This is a genomic window from Citrobacter sp. Cpo065 (assembly GCF_030332805.1).
Classification (GTDB): domain Bacteria; phylum Pseudomonadota; class Gammaproteobacteria; order Enterobacterales; family Enterobacteriaceae; genus Citrobacter; species Citrobacter portucalensis.
In genome coordinates, this window is sequence record NZ_JAOWHC010000019.1 from 186922 (window position 1) to 206165 (window position 19244).

Sequence of the window (19244 nt, forward strand, 5' to 3'; positions counted from 1 at the left end):
ACAATCCTGATAAGCGAAAAGCCCCGCCGGAGCGGGGCTGAATACATCTTAGTGATGTGAAGAGGTCTTCACGCCGCCTTCCGGCACCGGTACATACGGTGTCTCTTTATCAGAGCGACCGTTGATGGCGCGGGCTTTCTGCCAGGTACGGAACCCGTAGAAAATGATGCTGTACACCACCACCAGGAACAGAATGCTCAGACCTGCGTTGGTGTAGTTGTTGACGACGATGTGGTTCATGTTGGCAATCTGCTGAGCGGTCAGTTCGCCGCCGTTAGCAATCTTCTCTTTGTACTGATTCGCCATGAAGAAGAAGCCTTCCATCTGCGGGTTGGTGCTGAACAGTTTCAGACCCAGCGCCCAGGTGGTGCAGATAAGCAGCCATACAGCCGGAACAACGGTAACCCAGATGTATTTGGTGCGCTGCATTTTAACCAGTACCACGGTGCCGAGAACCAGTGCCACGGCAGCCAGCATCTGGTTAGAGATACCGAACAGCGGCCACAGGCTCTTAACGCCGCCCAGCGGGTCAACAACGCCTTGATACAGCAGGTAACCCCACAGGCCTACGCAGCCCGCAGTACCGATGATACCCGCAACCAGGGAGTCGGTTTTCTTCAGGAACGGCACGAAGTTACCCAGTAAATCCTGCAGCATAAAGCGGCCAGAACGGGTACCGGCATCCAGTGCGGTCAGGATGAACAGCGCTTCGAACAGAATACCGAAGTGGTACCAGAAGCCCATATCAGCCATCGGCAGCACTTTGTGGAACACGTGAGCGATACCAACAGCCAGCGTCGGTGCGCCACCTGCGCGGTTCAGAACTGACGGTTCACCGATGTCTTTCGCGGTTTGCAGGATCTGCTCAGGCGAAATGACGAAGCCCCAGGAGCTGACGGTCGCTGCCGCATGTGCGGTGACGTCTTTCAACTGCGCCATAATCAGCGGTGCGTTTTCGCCGCTCATTTCATGCAGGTTCGGCATGGTGATGCCAAGGCCCGCAGGCGGGGTGTTCATCGCGAAGTACAGACCTGGTTCGATGATAGACGCGGCAACCAGCGCCATAATTGCGACGAAGGATTCCATCAGCATCGCGCCGTAACCGATAAAGCGTGCATCGGTTTCACAGGCCAGCAGCTTCGGTGTGGTACCGGAAGCAATCAGCGCGTGGAAGCCAGATACCGCACCACACGCGATGGTGATGAACAGGAACGGGAACAGAGCGCCTTTCCACAGCGGGCCAGTACCATCAACGTACTGCGTCATTGCCGGCATTTTCAGTTCCGGGTTGAGGATAACAATCCCCACAGCCAGACCGACGATAACGCCGATTTTCAGGAAGGTAGCCAGATAGTCGCGCGGGGCGAGGATCAGCCATACCGGCAGCAGCGCAGAGATAAATGCGTAGCCGATCAGGGTAAAGGTAATGGTGGTGTCTTTAAAGGTCAGCGCCGGGCCCCAGTACGGGTCGTGCGCAATCACGCCGCCGAAGTAGATAGAAGCAACCAGCAGCACAATACCAATCACCGACACTTCGCCCACGCGTCCCGGTCGCAGGAATCGCATGTAGATCCCCATGAACAACGCGATAGGTACGGTTGAGCAGACGGTGAACACACCCCACGGGCTTTCCGCCAGCGCTTTTACCACGATCAGCGCCAGTACTGCGAGGATGATGATCATGATTAAGAAGCAGCCGAACAGCGCAATGGTGCCTGGGATCGGGCCCATCTCTTCTTTGATCATCTCACCCAGAGATGCACCGTTACGGCGGGAAGAGATAAACAGTACCATGAAGTCCTGCACCGCACCGGCCAGCACGACGCCTGCCAGCAGCCACAGCGTACCAGGCAGGTAGCCCATCTGCGCAGCCAGTACCGGCCCAACCAGCGGACCAGCACCTGCGATAGCGGCAAAGTGGTGACCAAACAAGACGTTACGGTTGGTTGGAACGTAGTTCAGACCGTCATTGTTGATGACCGCCGGCGTGGCACGCGTTGGGTCAAGTTTCATCACCTTTTGGGCGATGTACAGGCTGTAGTAACGATAGGCCACCAGATAAACAGAAACTGAGGCGACAACGATCCACAGGGCACTAATGTGCTCACCCCGACGTAATGCCACTACCGAGAGGCAGAATGCACCGATGATTCCGAGAATCACCCAGGGTATGTGCTTGAATAACTTTTTCGTATCCATAGTAAAACCTGGTTTTTTACCCGTCATACTTCAAGTTGTATGTGCGTTGGCTTCATTCGCTCACCCCAGTCACTTACTTTTGTAAGCTCCTGAGGATTCCCTCATTTGCCGCCTTCTTACAACTCGAATTATCTAGGGTACCTATTAATAATTGGCCGAAGCCGCGTGGGTTTGATCTTGTGTTTGAGGAGGTAAATTGACTGCTATGTTGGGGGGATCTTGCCAGAGAATTACGCGCGTAAAGTAAGGTAAATAAGTGAGCGGTTGTATGTCAGCTTAAGCGGTCTCAAGTGTCAGTGAGCGGTAAACTGCGGGGGGAACGGGGAAATTTATGTGATTGAGATCACGGCATTATAGCGTTTGCCTGTCTACATGCCGTGTTTTCCCACTGACAAAGCACCTCACTGAGAGACTCAGATTACGATATAACAGTAAGGCGTATGTTCGATGTCTCTGAGCAACACATGTTTCTTACGTGATTTAGTCAGGTAATATTTTTCATCCAGATAGTAGTCAATGAGTTCATCGAGGCGCTCTTTATCTATGCGAGGCGTTACCCCCAGCGTCCAGAAGCTACGCAGCTCTAATTCCGAACGTTTGATTTTTGCGCTTTTAACCAAATCAGCAATCATATTTCTGACGCAGCTTGTCGGATCCTGGTTCTGTTTGAGTTCAAGCGCAATGTAGCTATCCTGCGTCCAGCCTTTTTTCCGCAACAAGAAATCTGCACGTACAGACAAACGCTGTGGATTTTTCCGGAGATCGCAAGCAAGAGTTTGCTCACGCCACCATTCATGACCCGTCGAAGCTAGCAGATTGGCAAATTCTATCTGCATCCAGACTTCCCAACCGGAGATGTTGTACTGATCGATGATATTGAGCTTTTGGCGAATATCTTCACGTTCAAAAAAGTGGTGTGCGAGGGTGGATAGGTGATCAAAATCGCGATTTAACATAGAAGCATCCTTTCCTTCAAAAAACGGAATCCTACACCTAAGACGTAATGGAACGACTAATTTTTTGCGTAATTTGTCATAGGGAACGGTATTTAATGTGAAAACGATAATTCTGTGGCAATTGCTGGCACCATAAAGTTTTCTCTTTCTAGGCCGAAAACCAGAGTATCTGTCTAGCGGAAAGAGAAAACATGTTAAAACGAATGAAGATTGTTACCAGCTTACTGCTGGTATTGGCGTTATTTGGCCTTTTACAGCTCGCCTCGGGCGGCTTGTTTTTTAACTCACTTAAGAATGACAAAGAGAACTTTACTGTTCTGCAAACCATTCGCCAGCAACAGTCTGCGCTGAACGCCACCTGGGTTGAGCTGCTGCAAACGCGTAACACCCTGAACCGGGCAGGCATTCGCTACATGATGGATCAGAGCAATATTGGCAGCGGCGCGACCGTTGCCGAACTGATGCAGGTAGCCAGCACGGCGCTGAAGCTGACGGAAAAAAACTGGGCGATTTACGAATCGCTCCCGCGCGATCCGCGTCAAAGCGAAGCCGCTTTCCAGGAGATCAATCGCACCTATGACATCTATCACGGTGCGCTGGCGGAGCTGATCCAGTTACTGGGTGACGGGAAGATCAACGCATTCTTTGATCAACCGACACAGAGCTATCAGGATGGCTTTGAGAAGCAATATATCAACTACATGCAGCAGAATGATCGCTTGTATGACATCGCGGTGGAAGATAACAACAGCTCTTACAGCCAGGCGATGTGGGTACTGGTTTGTGTGCTGATTACCGTACTGGCGGCGATTATTGCGGTGTGGTTTGGTATCAAGCTGACCCTTATCTCTCCAATGAACCGTCTGATCGACAGCATTCGTCATATCGCCAGCGGTGACCTGGTGAAACGTATTGAAGTGGAAGGGTCCAACGAGATTGGACAGCTGGCGGAAAGCCTGCGTCACATGCAGGGTGAGCTGATGAATACCGTGGGTGACGTGCGTAACGGTGCCAACGCGATTTACAGCGGAGCCAGCGAGATTGCGATGGGCAATAACGATCTCTCCTCTCGTACCGAGCAGCAGGCTGCATCTCTGGAAGAAACCGCAGCCAGCATGGAACAGCTGACGGCGACCGTGAAGCAGAACGCCGAAAATGCGCGTCAGGCCAGCCATTTGGCGCTGAGTGCTTCTGAAACCGCGCAGAAAGGCGGCAAAGTGGTGGATAACGTGGTGCAAACCATGCGTGACATCGCGTCCAGTTCGCAGAAAATCGCCGACATTATCAGCGTCATCGACGGCATTGCCTTCCAGACTAACATTCTGGCGCTCAACGCCGCGGTAGAAGCAGCACGTGCGGGTGAGCAGGGCCGTGGATTTGCGGTGGTTGCGGGTGAAGTGCGTAACCTGGCCCAGCGTAGTGCGCAGGCCGCGCGCGAGATTAAGAGCCTGATTGAAGACTCGGTCAGCCGCGTGGATGTTGGTTCAACGCTGGTAGAAAGTGCCGGTGAAACCATGGATGAGATCGTCAATGCGGTAACCCGCGTGACCGATATCATGGGTGAAATCGCCTCTGCTTCTGATGAACAGAGCCGCGGTATTGACCAGGTGGGTCTGGCCGTTGCCGAGATGGATCGCGTGACGCAGCAGAACGCATCGCTGGTGGAAGAATCCGCCGCCGCCGCTGCGGCGCTGGAAGAGCAGGCCAGCCGCCTGACTCAGGCCGTTGCCGTGTTCCGTATCCAGCATGACCAACAGCGCGCGCGTGACGTTGCGGCCGCTAAACCGGTTTCAACGGTCCAGCCGCGCAAAGCCGCGGTAACGGATGCCGGGGACAACTGGGAAACGTTCTAAGCCTGTGATGCCGGATGGCGCTATCGCTTATCCGGCCTACGGGAAAGTTACGTGGTTGCCGGACGGCGCTATCGCTTATCCGGCCTACGGGGAAAGATACGTGGTTGCCGGATGGCGCTGTCGCTTATCCGGCCTACGGGAAAGTAACGTGGTTGCCGGATGGCGCTGTCGCTTATCCGGCCTACGGGAAAGTAACGTGGTTGCCGGATGGCGCTATCGCTTATCCGGCCTACGGGAAAGTTACGTGGTTGCCGGAAATGTTACGTAGGCCCGATAAGGCGTAGCCGCCATCGGGCAATTAGCGCAACATCAGGTGCATGGTGCAGCGCGATTCAAATGCCAGTCCATGCACCGCTTCATCTTCTCTTTTCTGGCGCAACTTTGCAGGCAGCGTCTCGTCAGCCAGCATTTCAAATCCCAGTCGCGCGTACCATGGCGCATTCCACGTCACATCGCGGAAGGTGGTCAGCGTGAGCGACGTATAACCTTTCTCGCGCGCCTGTTCGGCAACATACTCAATCAATCTGCGGCCAATTCCTTTTCCCTGCCACTCTTGATGCAGCGACAGTTCAGCAATAAACAGCGATGACCCCAGCGTTTCGGCAACCAAAAAACCGACCGGAAGCGCATCGACCTGCGCCAGCCAGCTCATGCCTGCGGCGGCAAAAGCTTGATGCTGAGCAGCCGATAAAATCTGGTCTTCAGCAATCCACGCCAGTTCGGGGATGCGTAAAAAACGTTGCCCCGCAGATCGTTCGATGGCGGGAAGAGCGGCAGTGTCTGCCAGAGTAGTAGCGCGCAAGGTGATGTTCATACGAGGAGCATAACATGCCCGATAAACGCGGTGTTATCGGGCATCTGGAGGATTAATCTTTACGCGGATCGCTGATGGGTTGGCGAACCAGGAAGATGTAGGCGAGGGCACCCACCATGGTGACGCAGCCGCAGATGATCAGCGCCAGGCGGAAAGAGTTGGTGGTATCAACAATAAAACCGGTGACGATCGGTGCGAACGACGCGCAGATAAAGCTGGCAAAGTTCTGGATACTGCCCACGGAAGCTGTCATACGTGAGGCGACGGCGACGTGGATCAGACCCCAGCACGAGGTACCTGCGAAGTGGATACAGAACAGCGCCATACCGATCAGTAACACGGCGGCCATTGACGTTGTGGCCTGTGGCACGACGAAGGTGAAGGCCGCGGAGCAGAACATCCCGGCGATAATACAAATCTTACGGCTCTTAATCGGCGCCATACCACCTTTCACCAGCCAGTCGGTGACAAAACCGTTAATCAGCATGCCGGCTGCGCCAAACAGGAATGGGATCGCCGCCATTAATCCGGTGCTTTTTAAATCCAGGTTGTAGGAGGTTTGCAGGTAGCCCGGCAGCCAGGCCAGGTATAACCATGCGGTGTAGTTGATGCCGCTAAAGCCCAGCATCATGCCCCACATGGTACGGTTGCGGAACAGGCTGCGCCATTCGGCAAAGCTCAGCGGATCGCGGCGGGCATTGACGCTACCGGCGTTCAGGTACGCTTGTTCCGTGGCGCTCAGCTCAATTTGCTCGCGGTTGCGATACAGCATGTACCAGCCGATGGCGAGGAAAATACCCAGCACGCCAATGGTGATGAACATCCAGCGCCAGCCCATTACCAGCATCATGGCAGCCAGAATCGGCGGGCTAATGGCAACCCCGATGGTGGAGGCGGCGTTGAATAATCCCATCGGGCGGCCGCGCTCTTTGATGTTAAACCAGTCGTTGATGACCTTTACGCCGCACGGGTTCATTGGCGCTTCGCCGATCCCCATCCCGATACGCACCAACACAAACTGGGTGAAGCTGTGCACCATGCCGGACATCGCCTGAAACAGCGACCAGAAGAACATCCCCAGTCCCAGCATAATGCGCGGACCTTTGCGGTCCAGCAGCGGACCGCAGGGCAGTTGCGCAATACCGTAAGCGAGAGAGAATACCGACAGCAGCACGCCGATTTGCGTGGCGCTCAGCCCCAGTTCTTCACGAATCGTTAAGTTGGCGACCGACAGTGAGCTGCGGTCGAGGTAATTAATCACCGCAGCAAAAAATAATAAAATCATTGCTGTGGTCTGGATACGTTTAATTCGGCTACTGCGTTGCACCATGCCCTCAGGCGGAACATTAATATCCGCAGATGACGACGTGCCAAACGAAGAACTTGGGTCGAGGGTAATATTATTTTTTTCCACGCCGGACTCCTGAACCTCAATAATTTATTTTTCACACAGCAGGACTGTGCAGTATTGAAAAAATACCAGTGATGAATCAATTTGCTCATCACCGCTCACAAAAGTTTTTAATGCAGTCGACTTAGCGTGAGCATAGGCAAGAGGTATTTTTCAGGCGTTTTTATTTTTATAAAATCGTGCTCCCGGTAATGATTTGCTGTTTTTTATCGGTACTTAATGAGCGACGTTACAACCCTGGTTGATGGAGCGAATCATCGATTGTTTGGCTGAATTCAAATGGTTACAGAGCGCCAGGGTGGCATCCAGGTCGCTGCGACATATCAGCGCGCTGAGGATGGTCATGTGCTCATCAATGGCAATGATGTTACGCTGCTTGAGGTCGCTCTCATCCCACTGATAGTGGAAGTGGAAAATCACGGAGATGATTTCAAGTGATTGATTAAAAAATACATTATCGGCAGCAGAGAGTAGCAAAGCATGGAACTCACGATCTAACTGCGAGAACATGCGAAAGCTGCTGCCAATGCTGTCGCGCAGGATCCGATGGCGCTCCAGTAGCGTTTTAGCCTGCAACCAACGCGGGTCATCGTCAGGCAGATTGAGGAAATGCTGCAGAGAATGCGTTTCCAGCATCTCTCTGAGTTCAAACAGCTGTTCAGCATAGGCCTGATCGAATTGCTTCATGCTCCACTGACCGCGTTTTTCGTTTTTAATCAGGTTGTAACGTTCGAATTTTAAAAGATATTCCCGCACTACCACCGGGCTGACGCCTGCGGCTCTGGCAAGCTGCAGTTCGGAGAAGCTCTCGCCTGCGCGCAGCTGTCGCTGGTTGATCATGGTGAAAAACGCCTGCTCAAAAATCCGGTTTTGCTCGGTCATGGAGGCGGTGGTGCAGGCAAAACCGTCGTCATGGTCGGGTTTTCGCACGATGACATAGTGGCTGCCGACCTGGGTCAGCACGCCGCACTCGCCTAAGTGGCTCAGCATATGGCGCACGGTGGTGCGGCTGATGTTGTACATCTCCGCCAGTGCGCTTTGTGAGGGGAGTGGGGAAGGGATATGACCACGCGCCATATCATCGATTATCTGGTTAATCACATTGTGGCGTAAGTTCTGCGAACGGCTCATGGTTTCTCCTTTTTATCTATTAAAACCCGATTTAAAACATTTTTATGCGCTGGAATTCACAGATTGTGTTTCTGCTTTCTCCGTCCTTTTTATTTTCGTTGATATCTGAGGCAACAAAAAAACAGGAGAGCAGAATCATGTCTACGATGAATACGTTGATTTGCCAGGAACCTAAAAAATTAATCTGGAAAGAGCGTGAAATACCTATTCCGGGTGAGGGTGAAGCATTAATTAAAATTAAGTCGGTAGGAATTTGTGGTACCGATATTCATGCCTGGGGTGGCAATCAGCCTTTTTTCAGCTACCCGCGTGTATTAGGGCATGAAATATGTGGGGAAATCGTCGGTCTGGGTAAGAATATACAGAATCTGAAAAATGGTCAGCAGGTGGCGGTTATTCCTTACGTGGCCTGCCAGCAGTGTCCGGCATGCCTGAGCGGGCGCACCAACTGCTGCGAGAAGATTTCAGTGATTGGCGTGCACCAGGATGGCGGTTTCAGTGAATATCTGTCCGTTCCGGTGACCAATCTGCTGGACGCGCAGGGGATTGACCCGCAGGCGGCGGCGCTGATTGAGCCTTATGCTATCAGCGCTCATGCGGTACGCCGGGCGGCGGTGGCTCCGGGTGAGCAGGTGCTGGTGGTCGGCGCGGGTCCGATTGGTCTGGGGGCGGCAGCGATTGCCAAAGCCGATGGCGCACAGGTGGTGGTCGCCGATACCAGTCCAGCACGCCGGGAGCACGTGTCTTCCCGGTTGGGACTCCCGGTTATCGACCCATCCGCTGAAGATTTTGATACGCAGTTGCGTGGCCAGTTTGGCGGTTCGTTGGCGCAAAAGGTTATTGATGCCACGGGGAATCAGCATGCGATGAACAACACGGTGAATCTGATTCGTCATGGCGGCAGCATCGTTTTCGTTGGGCTGTTCAAAGGCGATTTGCAGTTCTCTGACCCTGAGTTCCACAAGAAAGAGACCACCATGATGGGCAGTCGCAACGCCACGCCGGAAGATTTCGCCAAAGTGGGCCGTCTGATGTCGGAAGGCAAACTTACCGCCGACATGATGCTCACGCACCGTTACGCGTTTGCCACACTGGCAGAAATCTACGAACGGGATGTGATTAACAACCGTGAACTGATTAAAGGCGTGATCACGTTCTGAGAGGGGAAATGTGATGAAGACATTGAATCGACGTGATTTTCCGGGGGCCTGCTACCCAACGCGCGTGATCCAGTTTGGTGAAGGTAACTTCCTGCGGGCGTTTGTTGACTGGCAACTGGATATCCTCAACGAGCAAACCGATCTGAACGCTGGCGTGACCATCGTTCGCCCGATCAATACCGATTTTCCGCCGTCGCTGAATACCCAGGACGGGCTGTATACCACGCTGATACGCGGGCTTAACGAGCAGGGTGAGGCAGTGAGTGAGGCACGGCTTATCCGTTCGGTGAATAACGAAATCAACCCGTATCAGGATTTCGCGGCGTATCTGGCGCTGGCGCACAATGCGGACATCCGTTTTGTGTTTTCGAATACCACCGAAGCCGGAATTAGCTATCACGCAGCTGACCGTGTGGATGATGAGCCGCCGGTGAGTTTTCCGGCCAAGCTGACACGCCTGCTGCTGGAGCGTTTTAACCACTTTGCGGGCGCGGTGGATAAGGGCTGGGTAATTATCCCGTGCGAGCTTATCGACTATAACGGTGAGGCGCTCAAAACGCTGGTGTTGCGGTATGCGCAGGAGTGGCAGCTTCCTCCGGCATTTGCCGACTGGGTGGAGACGGCAAACACGTTCTGTTCCACGCTGGTCGACCGCATTGTCACCGGCTACCCGCGCGAAGAAGCCGCTACGCTGGAGGCTACGCTTGGCTATCACGATGCGTTTCTCGATACCGCGGAGCATTTTTACCTGTTTGTGATCCAGGGGCCGCAGTGGCTGGCAGAGGAGCTGAAGCTGGCGCAGTGTCCGCTGAATATCCGTGTGGTGAGCGATATCAAACCGTACAAAGAGCGCAAGGTCGCTATCCTCAATGGTGCGCATACGGCTCTGGTGCCGGTCGCGTGGCTGTGCGGGCTGGAGACCGTTGGCGAGGCGATGCAGGATGCTGATGTCCGCCGCTTTGTCGAGCGGGCGATTAGTGAGGAGATTATTCCGGTGTTGGATCTCCCAGCGGACGAATTGCGTGAATTTGCCGATGCTGTGAGCGGGCGTTTTCAGAACCCCTACATTCGCCACCAGTTGCTTTCCATTGCGCTTAACGGGATGACCAAATTCCGCACCCGAATTTTGCCGCAGCTGCTGGCGGGTCAGCACAATGGGCGCTGGCCCGTGCGGTTAACGTTTGCCCTCGCTGCGCTGCTGGCGTTTTATCGTGCAGAGCGCGATGGGGAACGCTATCCGATACAGGATGATGAGCAGTGGGTAAGCCTGTATGCCAGCCTGTGGCCGCGAGTTGGCAATGATTTAACGCTGCGTGAACTGGTGGATGCCGTGCTCGGCGATGCGGCGCACTGGGGAGAGGATTTGACGTTGTTACCTGGGCTCGCCGGGCAGGTGACGGCCAATCTGGAGATGATTCTGGTGCAGGGTATGCGCCAGGCGGTGAACGGTCTGGAATAAGGTTGCCATGCAGCGCCCGGTGTGGTGTTGGGCGCTGTTTTTTTTCAGACAATACATTCGGTTCACGATAGGCCTGATAAGCAAAGCGCTATCAGGCCTTTCATGTTACGAACCCTGAGCCACTACTTTGATTTCAACCATCCCGATCCCCAGCTTACGCGGTGAGTGACCGAGAATATTGCCTTCGTTGGTGGCGACCGGATCGGGTGGAACAATTACCAGCGTATCGGCATCCGCCGGGTTATCAAAATGTAAGGTGGTGGTGCTGACGTCATGGCCTAACACCAGCGTCTGCTCCTCGTTGCCAACGCGCACGGGGATCGGACGATTGGCATTGTCACCGAAGGCTTTCGCGGTAATGACCAGATCGAATTTCTTCGGTAGCGGGGCTTTGTACTCAATCGTTACTTCTTCGCTGAGCTGCGCATTGGACCAGCGTCCCCAGGATTCGGGGCGTGAAATGCCGCTAAACTGTTTGACTTCTTCCGGCGCGCCCGCCACGTTGAAAACGAAGCTATCTGCTTTGTAGCGAATGTCGTTATCGACAATTTTCAGCGTATCGACGTTACCTTTATAGCGCTCCATGTCGATCACCGTGTCTTTAAATACGGTTTTACTTTTCCACTTGGCTTTATCGACGTGCTGTACGATTTGCTGTCCGCCCAGCTGCCCCTGTGATACGCACCAATCGGTAGAAAGTGCCAGCTCCGGCGCCCACAGTTGCGCCATTTTGTAGCAGCGATCGACCCAGACGAAGTTATCGCGTGGGGCGAAATCTGCCAGCTGGAAGCGCAGCGGGGCCGAGTATTCGCTTTCCGGCAGCGGCTCGACGCGTTTGTCCGATACGCGCAGCAGCAGCGGCAGGCGGAAATGACTGCCGGAGAAAGAGATCATATTTTTGTCCTGGTCGACGGTGAACTCTTTCATCTCTTTCGGGAAATTCCACAGGCGAATGATATCGGGCTTCCACGCCAGCATTTTTTCTTTGATGTTCAGGAACACTTCCGAGACGGATTCGCTCGACAAGCTGCTGCGGCCAAGGCCGATAAAGTTATCGCCGCCGAGAATATCCAGTACCGTTGCGCCGTTATCCATCGTGTTACGCTTTACCGCCAGCGTGTCCTGTTGCGGTTGATCGCCGCGCAGTACGAAGAACAGGTTGTTGCGGTCCTGCTTGTTCAGATACTTCCATGCGGTGTTGTTCATCGCCAGATGATCGGAAGAAACCACGATAACGGTATCTTTAAACCACGGCGATGCTTTGATTTTATTGATAAATTCGGCAATGTTTTCCTGGCTGCAGCTGACCGCGCTGAACGATTGGTTGGCCTTCCCGTCGATGTCATAACGTTTACGGTTGCAGCTACGGGAGATAAATCCATCCGGATGATGGGTATCCACGGTCAGGGTAAACAGTGAAAAACGCTGGCCCGAGCGCGAAAGCTCTTCGAATTTTTTCCACGCTTCGTCCAGCACGGTATCGTCGTAGAAGCCCCAGTCGTTACGATAGGTCGGGTCCGCCACCACGCTTTTTAACTCTTCCGCACCATACAGATGGTCAAAGCCGTGAGATTTCAGGAACACGTCTTTGCCAGCAAAGCGCAGGTTGGCACCCTGCACAAAGTAGTTCTGATAGCCGGAGTTTTTCAGGATATCGCCCAGACAAATATTGTTAGGGAAGAAACTTGAAACCGACGCAGAGGCGTTGCCTTCAAACGGCGCAAACAGCGGAATACCGCACTGGGAGGCGACCATGCCCGCGATGGTGTAATCCGTACCCGGCAGCTGCATGGTGTTGCTGAAATCCAGACCTTCGTTTTTCAACGCGCCGAGTTCCGGGGTCAGATCCGGGAATGCGTCGTTATTAAAATAGGTGCGTTCGAGGCTCTCACCGTAGATATACACCAGGTTCAGCTTCGGATTGGGAATGGTTTTCGATGGCTCTTTATAATACGTCGGGAAATCCGGGTCGCCATCGCGTGACTGCGACTTCACCAGTTCGGTTATCTGGTGAAATGCCGGGCTAGCGTCAACGGAGGCCAGCGCCAGCAGCAGGGCCAGCAGACTGTAACCCACATGATGTGGATGATGGCGACGGCGGCGTAGGATCCAGCCGAGAGCGACAAAAACGGTCGTCAGCGCCAGCGCGATCCCAACGCCCGGCAGGATATATTTGCCGATGCCTGCGCCGGTCAGGCTGTTGGTCAGCGTATAGAGAACCGCGTCATTGATCCCGTCGCCGGTGAAATAGTCACTGGCATAAAGCGTGATATTCAAGACAATAAAAATCCCCAGCACCGTTAACGTGGCGGCAAACCACCAGGTGTTGCGACCCGCTTTCCAGGCATAAATCAGCACTGAAGCGAGAAACAGAGTGATGGAGATTAATTCTGACAACGGTCGATCCTCAGTAAACCGGGCAATTGCCTGGCAGGCTAATCATTTGGTGATAGAACAATGTAATAGCGTTGTTACATTGCTGCAATTGTAGTGACATTAAATTACGTTGTTATTCAGAATTGGTTTAGATATGCGCGTTTTTGTGGAGAAATACTGTTTATTTGGAATGTGAATGTATTGTCGAAAATAAATAGATGCCGCGCAGGTTATACGCGGCATGTCGTGCGTCAGGAAATGAAGTTCATGCCCTGTTTTAACACCAGATCGCAGGCCTTGGTTTTTACCTGCTGTGCCAGTGAGCTGTTACCGATCGTGCTCAGGTTCAGCTGTTGACCATCTTTGGCGTTGAGCAGACCCTGAATACCGTCGATATAGTTGGTATCTTGTTTCTGCTCTGGCGCGCTGAGTCCCAGTTTATCCAGCACCTGGTTTTTGACGTTTTGCGCGTCGGTGACCGAGGCCAGTTTCTGTTTCGCGCAATATTCCAGGATCCCGGCGGCGTTATTCATGCTGCTGGAGGTCAACGACTGATTGCTGCCATTCAGCAGGCTGGTCAGGGAAGAGAGTGACGAGCTGCTTTGCGAGCCGGAGCTTTGTTTGCTCAGCTCACTGGCTGCGCTGGAGAGCGAATCTTGCCAGGAGGCGGCGAAAACGCTGGTGGAGATGAGCGTGCTGGCGGCAAGCGCACAGCACAGCAGACGTTTGGTAGTTTTCATCATTATATGCAACTCGTGTTATGCCTTTTCAGCGCAGTATAGCGCTGGCAGTCTTAGGAGTGGTCCTAATACGTTAATACTCTTTACCGGTTACCCGACTACGGTAGCTTTCCCAGTTAAAAATGACCCACAGACTGTTGCCAAGGCGCATACGATCCATCACGCGCTCACCCAGCAGCTTGTTCATTTCATCCATATTGCTGTTAGTTAACATACCGGTCGGACGTTTTGAGGACGAACGGCGATCGACAATCTGATTAATGATCACTTTTTCATAGCGGGATTCGGTCTGCATGCCGATCTCGTCGATCACCAGCAGATCCACATTGCTCAGATCGTTGAGCAGCTGTTCTTCGCTGGTTTCACGATTACTGAACGTTTCTTTCATCGCCGACATGATATCGGCCACGGTAATGATCAATACCGACTTGCCGCGCAGCAGCAGTTCGTTGCAGATGGCGGCGGCTAAATGGTTTTTGCCGGTGCCGGGTTTGCCGGAGAAGATAAAGCTGGCGATGTTGCCGTCAAACTCTTCAACATACTGGCGGGCTTTGCTCAGGGCGTTCATCTGACCTTCGCACTCTACCCGATAGTTTTCGAACGAACAGTTCTGATGCAGCGGACGGATACCGGAGCGGTTGAATGTGCGCTGCATTTTCATAGCCCGGTTTTCGCGGGCCAGCGCTGCGGCACGAATTTCACCTTGCTCTTTTTGCCATGCCAGCAGCTCTTCGCCCGTTTTAAAGGCGGGCTCGACATTAGGTGGCATCATTTTTTGCAGACGTTTCATCAGGTCGCCAACGTTTTTCATCGTTATCCTCTAAAACCCGGTGGAATGTGGCTGTCAGGTTCACTGACGCTGTTCACATCGCGCTTTGGCATTCCGCCATTGCTGGCCCGTCCAATCTGAATGCTGCGCGCCAGTTTTTGCTGCCACTGAATATGGTGAAAGACTTTTCCTTCAGCCTGCCAGTAGGCAACAAATGAGGCCAGCTCTTCAGCAGTAACCGGCTCTCTCAACGCTACGCCCCATAAAGCAGCCTGACGCTGAAAGTCGGCATCAGGCTGCCAGGCAGCGTACATCGCAAATTTCCCCATTGGTACGGCAACGGGAGCGGCTTGCGGCTCTTCATAAAATTGATCATCTAATGTCACATCGCTTCCCGGGCGTGACAGTTTCTCCTCAAGCGCCAACAGCTCAGCCAGTCTCGCAGGCGTCACCGCGTAAAACGCTGGCGCATTGTTAGCGAATACGGCTACGGCGCCACCCGCAGACTTGGCCAGCACGGCGTGGTGATCGTGTAGTAAGGCGTCAATGCTAGTGACGTCTGGCGTCAAAATTTTGCAGGGCATAATGTTTCTCAATACTGAACAACAACCGAGAAGGGGACTGCTTTTATAGTAACACAGAGAAGAAGGAGAGCAGCAGATGAGGGGGAGATTCCCCTCTCTGCAGGGTATTAAAGAAAGTGCACCGTCAAACGCGTGGGCGTTTGCGATACAGCCATAATCCTGGCACGGATAGCCCGATGGAGAGCGCGCCGACAATCGATGAGGCTTTCAGGAAATTGGTCAGCAGGGTGATCATCAGCGCTTCGCTGTAGCCAAAATGACCGATTTTTACCGCCGAGATCATGGCGGTGTAGGCGGAGATCCCAGGGAACATCGGGATCACTGCCGCAACGGTAAAGACTTTCGGATGTGCCAGATACCAACGCGACCACTGGATCCCAATGCAGCCGACCAGCAGCGACGCCATAAAGGTCGACCATTCGATATTAAACCCTGCGCTCATCATCACCATTCGCGAACCGTGGCCGAGCGCGCCGAGTAACGCACACCAGGGGAGCGCCCGATGAGGGACATTAAATACCATGGCAAAGCCTACCGCCGGGATCGCCGACAGGATCATGTCCTGCATTAACGCCAACATGAAATCGATCACGCCCATCCGCGTAGCCCCCATAAGGTCATCGACATGACTACGCCAATGCAGGTCGCCAGTGTAAGCAAACTGGCAATTGCCCAGCGGGCGAGCCCGGTATTAATGTGTCCCTTAAACATATCCGCGACGGAGTTGATCAGCGGAAAGCCCGGAACCAGTAGCAGCACGCTGGCGGCCATGGCGATGGTCGGGGTGTGGCTAAACGTCGGTAGCGTCAGCAGCAGACCAGAAATCGTTGTCGCCACAAACGCGGTGATGCAAAAGTTAATTTGTGGGTGCAAATGCCGGGATGCCAGAATCTGACGGATATACATTGCCACCATGCTGGCGAAAAAGGTGATCACCGCACCATCCCATCCGCCGTTATTGAGTTTACAAAAGCAGGCGCAGGACAAACCGACCATGAAGGCGACCAGCCATCTTGGATAGCGTAGCGGCTTAATCTGGCTAAAGCGTTTCTCTACCCCTTTAATATCCAGCAGTTTATGTTCCGCCAAAATGACAATGTGCTGCACTTCCGTCACGACGTGCATATTAATGCCGCGATCCTGATTTTTTCGCGTTGATGTCAGGCATTGCCCGTCTTTAATGGTGGTCAGGACGATAGCGTTAGAGGAGATGGCGCTTTCTACGCTATCCATGCCAAGTGCCAGCCCGAGTCGGGTGGATAACTCGTCAACCAGAGCGCTTTCTGCCCCATGCTGAAGTAAAAAAAGTCCGCATTGAATACATAACCGTGTAACCGTTCGCTGTGACGACTGCTCTGTTTGCATGGCTCGCTCTGACTGAAAAGGATCTCTTTGAGTGACGAATGTCTTCTTTTTATCATGAAGCATGAGCCCGCTGGCTCTGGCTAAGATCAATCTTTGTGTCGAAAAAAGACACAGGTGATACGGTTGTGGCATCTTAACGCCCCCGTTCGCTAAGGTACGAGAGGGAGACATGATTGAAATGTAGCGCTATTTTCCCGGATGGCAAATACGTAAGCCATGCTAACGATCTATTGTAGTTATTATAATTGTACAGATAATGTATTTATACGTAATTGTGCAATAATAGCTTAGAATTTGGCGCTATTTGGATGGTGCCGTCAATACTTTTTGAAATAAATACCAAGGATAACAATTCACCCCGCTTATTGTTCGGAGTATTTTCCTGTGAGTTAAGATTATTAATCCACCCGGGAGAATTTAATTAAGTACGATTGCGGACTGGTGAGTGTGGAGGGGATATGTTGCCAGGACGCTGCAAAAACGCAATTATTATTAGTAAATCACCGATTATACAAACTGGGCTTAAAGGTATAATGCAGGGAAAGTTCTCCGATTACGAACTTACCTACTGTCGTTCTGTTGAAGAACTGACATTATTACAGCTACGGTGTGCTGATTTGGTAATTGCTGATTTAACCGGAGACTGCAATCATCCACGTGCAGTTTGCGAACAATATTATTCTTTATTATCTCAATACCGTGATATTCACTGGGTATTTCTCGTATCTCGTATCTTTTATCCTCTGGCGGTTGAACTACTGATGTGTCCTGTCAGCTCGCTGCTCTCTGACGCCGAGCCGATTGAAAGTTTAGTGAATGTCATTCACGCGGGAAATACACGAGCAGAGAGAATAAGCAAGGCGCTGCTCTCTCCGCCTGCTATGCCGCAATTGTTAGACCATAGCGCACGATCTATCGTTCTCACTCTCTCTGAAAGAAAAGTATTGCGCCTCCTTGGGAAAGGATGGGGGATTAACCAGATTGCGGCGTTGCTGAAAAAAAGCAATAAAACAATCAGTGCCCAAAAGAATAGCGCTATGCGTCGCTTGTCGATAAATAGCAATGCAGAAATGTATGCCTGGATAAATAGTTCTCAAGGATCGCGAGAACTTAATTTACCTTCAGTTTATGGAGAAACCACGGAATGGAAAGCAGAATCATCAAAAGAAACGTTGCACTGGTAGAAAAGTGCACGATGAGCAGCGTGGGTATTAAGAGTTTATTTAATACCATGCCGGATGACCAATATAAACTTCATCTCTTTTCAAACCAGCCCGCTTTTAGCCAGGCAATGTTAAAGATGTCGTTTTCGGCAGTTATTTTTTCCCTCTCTGCAATCAGAACCGATCGAAGAGCAGGGTTGACCTATTTAACGGAGCTGGCGATAAATTATCCGCGGATTCGCCGTGTGGTGATTGCCGATGATGACGCTGAAGCGCGTTTAATTGGTTCCCTGTCCCCCTTGCCGTTAGATGGCGTTGTGAGTAAAGCTTCTTCGTTAACGGTGTTGCAGGACGCGTTATTTACGGCGTTAAGCAGCCCTGGCCGGGGAACCGAAGGCACGAAAAACCATTGGTATATTAATCAAAGCCGTATGCTCAGCCCGACAGAACGAGAAATACTGCGCTTTATGTCGAATGGTTATTCGATGCCACAGATTGCTGTTCAGCTTGAACGGAACATCAAAACCATTCGGGCACACAAATTTAATGTGATGTCCAAACTGGGGGTCAGCTCGGATGCCGGGTTATTGGATGCCGCCGACATCCTGTTGTATCTGCGTGCCGGCGAGCCAGCGCCTTTTATGCAGGCGGTTTCGTGACGGGCAACGTTGACGTGTTTCTTGCCGGGCTTGGTCGCCGGTTTAGTGTGTGGAACATTACTGACACACGTCAACCCAGGTGGCAGAAGTCAGTTCAGCCATCCTTTCAGGCGTGATGCGAACTGCGCTGTGGATGGCACCTGCGGCAGGCAGCACTTCAGCGTAGTGCTTCAGAGAAACATCACAGTACACTGATATCGGTGTTTCTAATCCGAAGGGGCAAACGCCGCCAACGGGGTGCCCCGTCGCGTTCACGACCTCATCACTACTTAACATTCGGGCTTTGGCGCCGAACGTACTCTTTAGCTTTTTATTATCCAGTCGGGCATCGCCTTTTGCCACGACCAGGATGATATCGTTCTTCACCTTTAGTGAAAGTGTTTTAGCTATTTGGCCAGGTTCAACGTTATGGGCTTTTGCTGCCAGATCAACGGTTGCTGTGCTCTGGTTTAATTCGATGATCTCGATATCTGGTGCATGTTGCGCCAGGAATTGGCGTACTGATTGCAAACTCATTCTTCTCTCCCTATCGCTTACAGATAGCCCTGCACAGCAGAAAACTGCAGGATGTAATTTGTCATAGGGGCAACCACACTGTAAATATT

The 19244-nt window shown here is 52.5% G+C and carries 18 protein-coding genes; 6 read left to right on the top strand and 12 right to left on the bottom strand.

Translation table 11 applies throughout. The features are described from left to right. Positions 1-48: 48 nt before the first annotated feature. Positions 49-2199: a pyruvate/proton symporter BtsT gene (gene btsT / locus OGY68_RS01570; protein ID WP_032942303.1), complete on the bottom strand. Its 2151-nt coding sequence runs from the start codon at positions 2197-2199 to the stop codon at positions 49-51. Between the two features lie 413 nt (positions 2200-2612). Beyond that, the gene (locus OGY68_RS01575; protein WP_003830032.1) at positions 2613-3155 is read right to left on the bottom strand and encodes a hypothetical protein; all 543 of its coding nucleotides are present in this window, start codon (positions 3153-3155) and stop codon (positions 2613-2615) included. A gap of 191 nt (positions 3156-3346) precedes the next feature. On the opposite strand from OGY68_RS01575, the gene tsr reads away from it, so the two are divergent. Both tsr and OGY68_RS01585 read left to right on the top strand, forming a co-directional pair. Further along, a complete protein-coding gene (gene tsr / locus OGY68_RS01580) occupies positions 3347-5008 on the top strand; it encodes a methyl-accepting chemotaxis protein (RefSeq protein ID WP_057067035.1) in 1662 nt (553 codons plus the stop codon). Continuing rightward, positions 4980-5276, top strand: coding sequence for a hypothetical protein (locus OGY68_RS01585; RefSeq protein WP_286581152.1), 297 nt, complete (start codon positions 4980-4982; stop codon positions 5274-5276). Before tsr ends, OGY68_RS01585 begins: the two co-directional genes overlap by 29 nt. 30 nt (positions 5277-5306) lie before the next feature. Here the strand turns inward: OGY68_RS01585 and OGY68_RS01590 are convergent, their stop codons facing one another. The 3 genes from OGY68_RS01590 to OGY68_RS01600 form a co-directional block, all read right to left on the bottom strand. After that, on the bottom strand, positions 5307-5822 hold the full coding sequence (locus OGY68_RS01590) for a GNAT family N-acetyltransferase (protein ID WP_057067033.1): 516 nt from the start codon (positions 5820-5822) through the stop codon (positions 5307-5309). 52 nt (positions 5823-5874) lie between these two features. Beyond that, complete coding sequence (locus OGY68_RS01595; RefSeq protein WP_003845612.1) at positions 5875-7236, bottom strand: MFS transporter; 1362 nt, start codon at positions 7234-7236, stop codon at positions 5875-5877. Positions 7237-7449: 213 nt separating this feature from the next. After that, positions 7450-8364: a GntR family transcriptional regulator gene (locus OGY68_RS01600; RefSeq protein ID WP_003830023.1), complete on the bottom strand. Its 915-nt coding sequence runs from the start codon at positions 8362-8364 to the stop codon at positions 7450-7452. A 137-nt stretch (positions 8365-8501) separates the two neighbouring features. Here OGY68_RS01600 and OGY68_RS01605 point away from each other — a divergent pair, with 137 nt between their 5' ends. Next, a complete protein-coding gene (locus OGY68_RS01605; RefSeq protein ID WP_057067031.1) occupies positions 8502-9524 on the top strand; it encodes a zinc-binding alcohol dehydrogenase family protein in 1023 nt (340 codons plus the stop codon). A 13-nt stretch (positions 9525-9537) separates the two neighbouring features. Next, positions 9538-10983 carry a tagaturonate reductase gene (locus tag OGY68_RS01610; protein ID WP_128611301.1) on the top strand — a complete coding sequence of 482 codons (1446 nt, stop codon included), beginning with the start codon at positions 9538-9540 and terminating at the stop codon, positions 10981-10983. Positions 10984-11088: 105 nt separating this feature from the next. On the opposite strand, the gene opgB is transcribed toward OGY68_RS01610, so the two are convergent. The 6 genes from opgB to OGY68_RS01640 all read right to left on the bottom strand — a co-directional run bounded on the left by opgB (position 11089) and on the right by OGY68_RS01640 (position 16817). After that, positions 11089-13380, bottom strand: a complete 2292-nt coding sequence (opgB, locus tag OGY68_RS01615) for a phosphatidylglycerol--membrane-oligosaccharide glycerophosphotransferase (protein WP_008786114.1) — start codon at positions 13378-13380, stop codon at positions 11089-11091. 230 nt (positions 13381-13610) lie between these two features. Then, the gene (locus OGY68_RS01620) at positions 13611-14102 is read right to left on the bottom strand and encodes a YjjA family protein (protein ID WP_057067027.1); all 492 of its coding nucleotides are present in this window, start codon (positions 14100-14102) and stop codon (positions 13611-13613) included. A gap of 70 nt (positions 14103-14172) precedes the next feature. Continuing rightward, positions 14173-14910: a replicative helicase loader DnaC gene (gene dnaC / locus OGY68_RS01625; protein ID WP_003019133.1), complete on the bottom strand. Its 738-nt coding sequence runs from the start codon at positions 14908-14910 to the stop codon at positions 14173-14175. 2 nt (positions 14911-14912) lie between these two features. Continuing rightward, positions 14913-15452 carry a primosomal protein DnaT gene (dnaT, locus tag OGY68_RS01630; RefSeq protein WP_008786116.1) on the bottom strand — a complete coding sequence of 180 codons (540 nt, stop codon included), beginning with the start codon at positions 15450-15452 and terminating at the stop codon, positions 14913-14915. A 124-nt stretch (positions 15453-15576) separates the two neighbouring features. After that, positions 15577-16050: a threonine/serine exporter gene (locus OGY68_RS01635; protein ID WP_057067025.1), complete on the bottom strand. Its 474-nt coding sequence runs from the start codon at positions 16048-16050 to the stop codon at positions 15577-15579. After that, a complete protein-coding gene (locus tag OGY68_RS01640) occupies positions 16041-16817 on the bottom strand; it encodes a threonine/serine exporter family protein (RefSeq protein WP_032942309.1) in 777 nt (258 codons plus the stop codon). Before OGY68_RS01640 ends, OGY68_RS01635 begins: the two co-directional genes overlap by 10 nt. Positions 16818-17275: 458 nt before the next feature. On the opposite strand from OGY68_RS01640, the gene OGY68_RS01645 reads away from it, so the two are divergent. Continuing rightward, positions 17276-18001 carry a helix-turn-helix transcriptional regulator gene (locus OGY68_RS01645; RefSeq protein WP_008786119.1) on the top strand — a complete coding sequence of 242 codons (726 nt, stop codon included), beginning with the start codon at positions 17276-17278 and terminating at the stop codon, positions 17999-18001. Beyond that, positions 17962-18639, top strand: coding sequence for a DNA-binding transcriptional activator BglJ (gene bglJ, locus OGY68_RS01650; RefSeq protein WP_008786120.1), 678 nt, complete (start codon positions 17962-17964; stop codon positions 18637-18639). The genes OGY68_RS01645 and bglJ overlap by 40 nt, the downstream gene beginning before the upstream one ends. Positions 18640-18696: 57 nt before the next feature. Here bglJ and OGY68_RS01655 read toward each other — a convergent pair whose 3' ends face one another. Beyond that, positions 18697-19155 (bottom strand): YbaK/EbsC family protein, encoded by a 459-nt coding sequence (locus OGY68_RS01655; RefSeq protein ID WP_003830001.1) that lies wholly within the window; start codon positions 19153-19155, stop codon positions 18697-18699. Positions 19156-19244: the final 89 nt, after the last annotated feature.

What these genes read in the sequence shown, in the direction of transcription:
- btsT (WP_032942303.1), bottom strand. Translation starts at nt 2,199, where the DNA reads ATGGATACGAAAAAGTTATTCAAGCACATACCCTGGGTGATTCTCGGA.
- OGY68_RS01575 (WP_003830032.1), bottom strand. Translation starts at nt 3,155, where the DNA reads ATGTTAAATCGCGATTTTGATCACCTATCCACCCTCGCACACCACTTT.
- tsr (WP_057067035.1), top strand. Translation starts at nt 3,347, where the DNA reads ATGTTAAAACGAATGAAGATTGTTACCAGCTTACTGCTGGTATTGGCG.
- OGY68_RS01585 (WP_286581152.1), top strand. Translation starts at nt 4,980, where the DNA reads ATGCCGGGGACAACTGGGAAACGTTCTAAGCCTGTGATGCCGGATGGC.
- OGY68_RS01590 (WP_057067033.1), bottom strand. Translation starts at nt 5,822, where the DNA reads ATGAACATCACCTTGCGCGCTACTACTCTGGCAGACACTGCCGCTCTT.
- OGY68_RS01600 (WP_003830023.1), bottom strand. Translation starts at nt 8,364, where the DNA reads ATGAGCCGTTCGCAGAACTTACGCCACAATGTGATTAACCAGATAATC.
- OGY68_RS01605 (WP_057067031.1), top strand. Translation starts at nt 8,502, where the DNA reads ATGTCTACGATGAATACGTTGATTTGCCAGGAACCTAAAAAATTAATC.
- OGY68_RS01610 (WP_128611301.1), top strand. Translation starts at nt 9,538, where the DNA reads ATGAAGACATTGAATCGACGTGATTTTCCGGGGGCCTGCTACCCAACG.
- OGY68_RS01620 (WP_057067027.1), bottom strand. Translation starts at nt 14,102, where the DNA reads ATGATGAAAACTACCAAACGTCTGCTGTGCTGTGCGCTTGCCGCCAGC.
- dnaC (WP_003019133.1), bottom strand. Translation starts at nt 14,910, where the DNA reads ATGAAAAACGTTGGCGACCTGATGAAACGTCTGCAAAAAATGATGCCA.
- dnaT (WP_008786116.1), bottom strand. Translation starts at nt 15,452, where the DNA reads ATGCCCTGCAAAATTTTGACGCCAGACGTCACTAGCATTGACGCCTTA.
- OGY68_RS01635 (WP_057067025.1), bottom strand. Translation starts at nt 16,050, where the DNA reads ATGGGCGTGATCGATTTCATGTTGGCGTTAATGCAGGACATGATCCTG.
- OGY68_RS01640 (WP_032942309.1), bottom strand. Translation starts at nt 16,817, where the DNA reads ATGCAAACAGAGCAGTCGTCACAGCGAACGGTTACACGGTTATGTATT.
- OGY68_RS01645 (WP_008786119.1), top strand. Translation starts at nt 17,276, where the DNA reads ATGTTGCCAGGACGCTGCAAAAACGCAATTATTATTAGTAAATCACCG.
- bglJ (WP_008786120.1), top strand. Translation starts at nt 17,962, where the DNA reads ATGGAAAGCAGAATCATCAAAAGAAACGTTGCACTGGTAGAAAAGTGC.
- OGY68_RS01655 (WP_003830001.1), bottom strand. Translation starts at nt 19,155, where the DNA reads ATGAGTTTGCAATCAGTACGCCAATTCCTGGCGCAACATGCACCAGAT.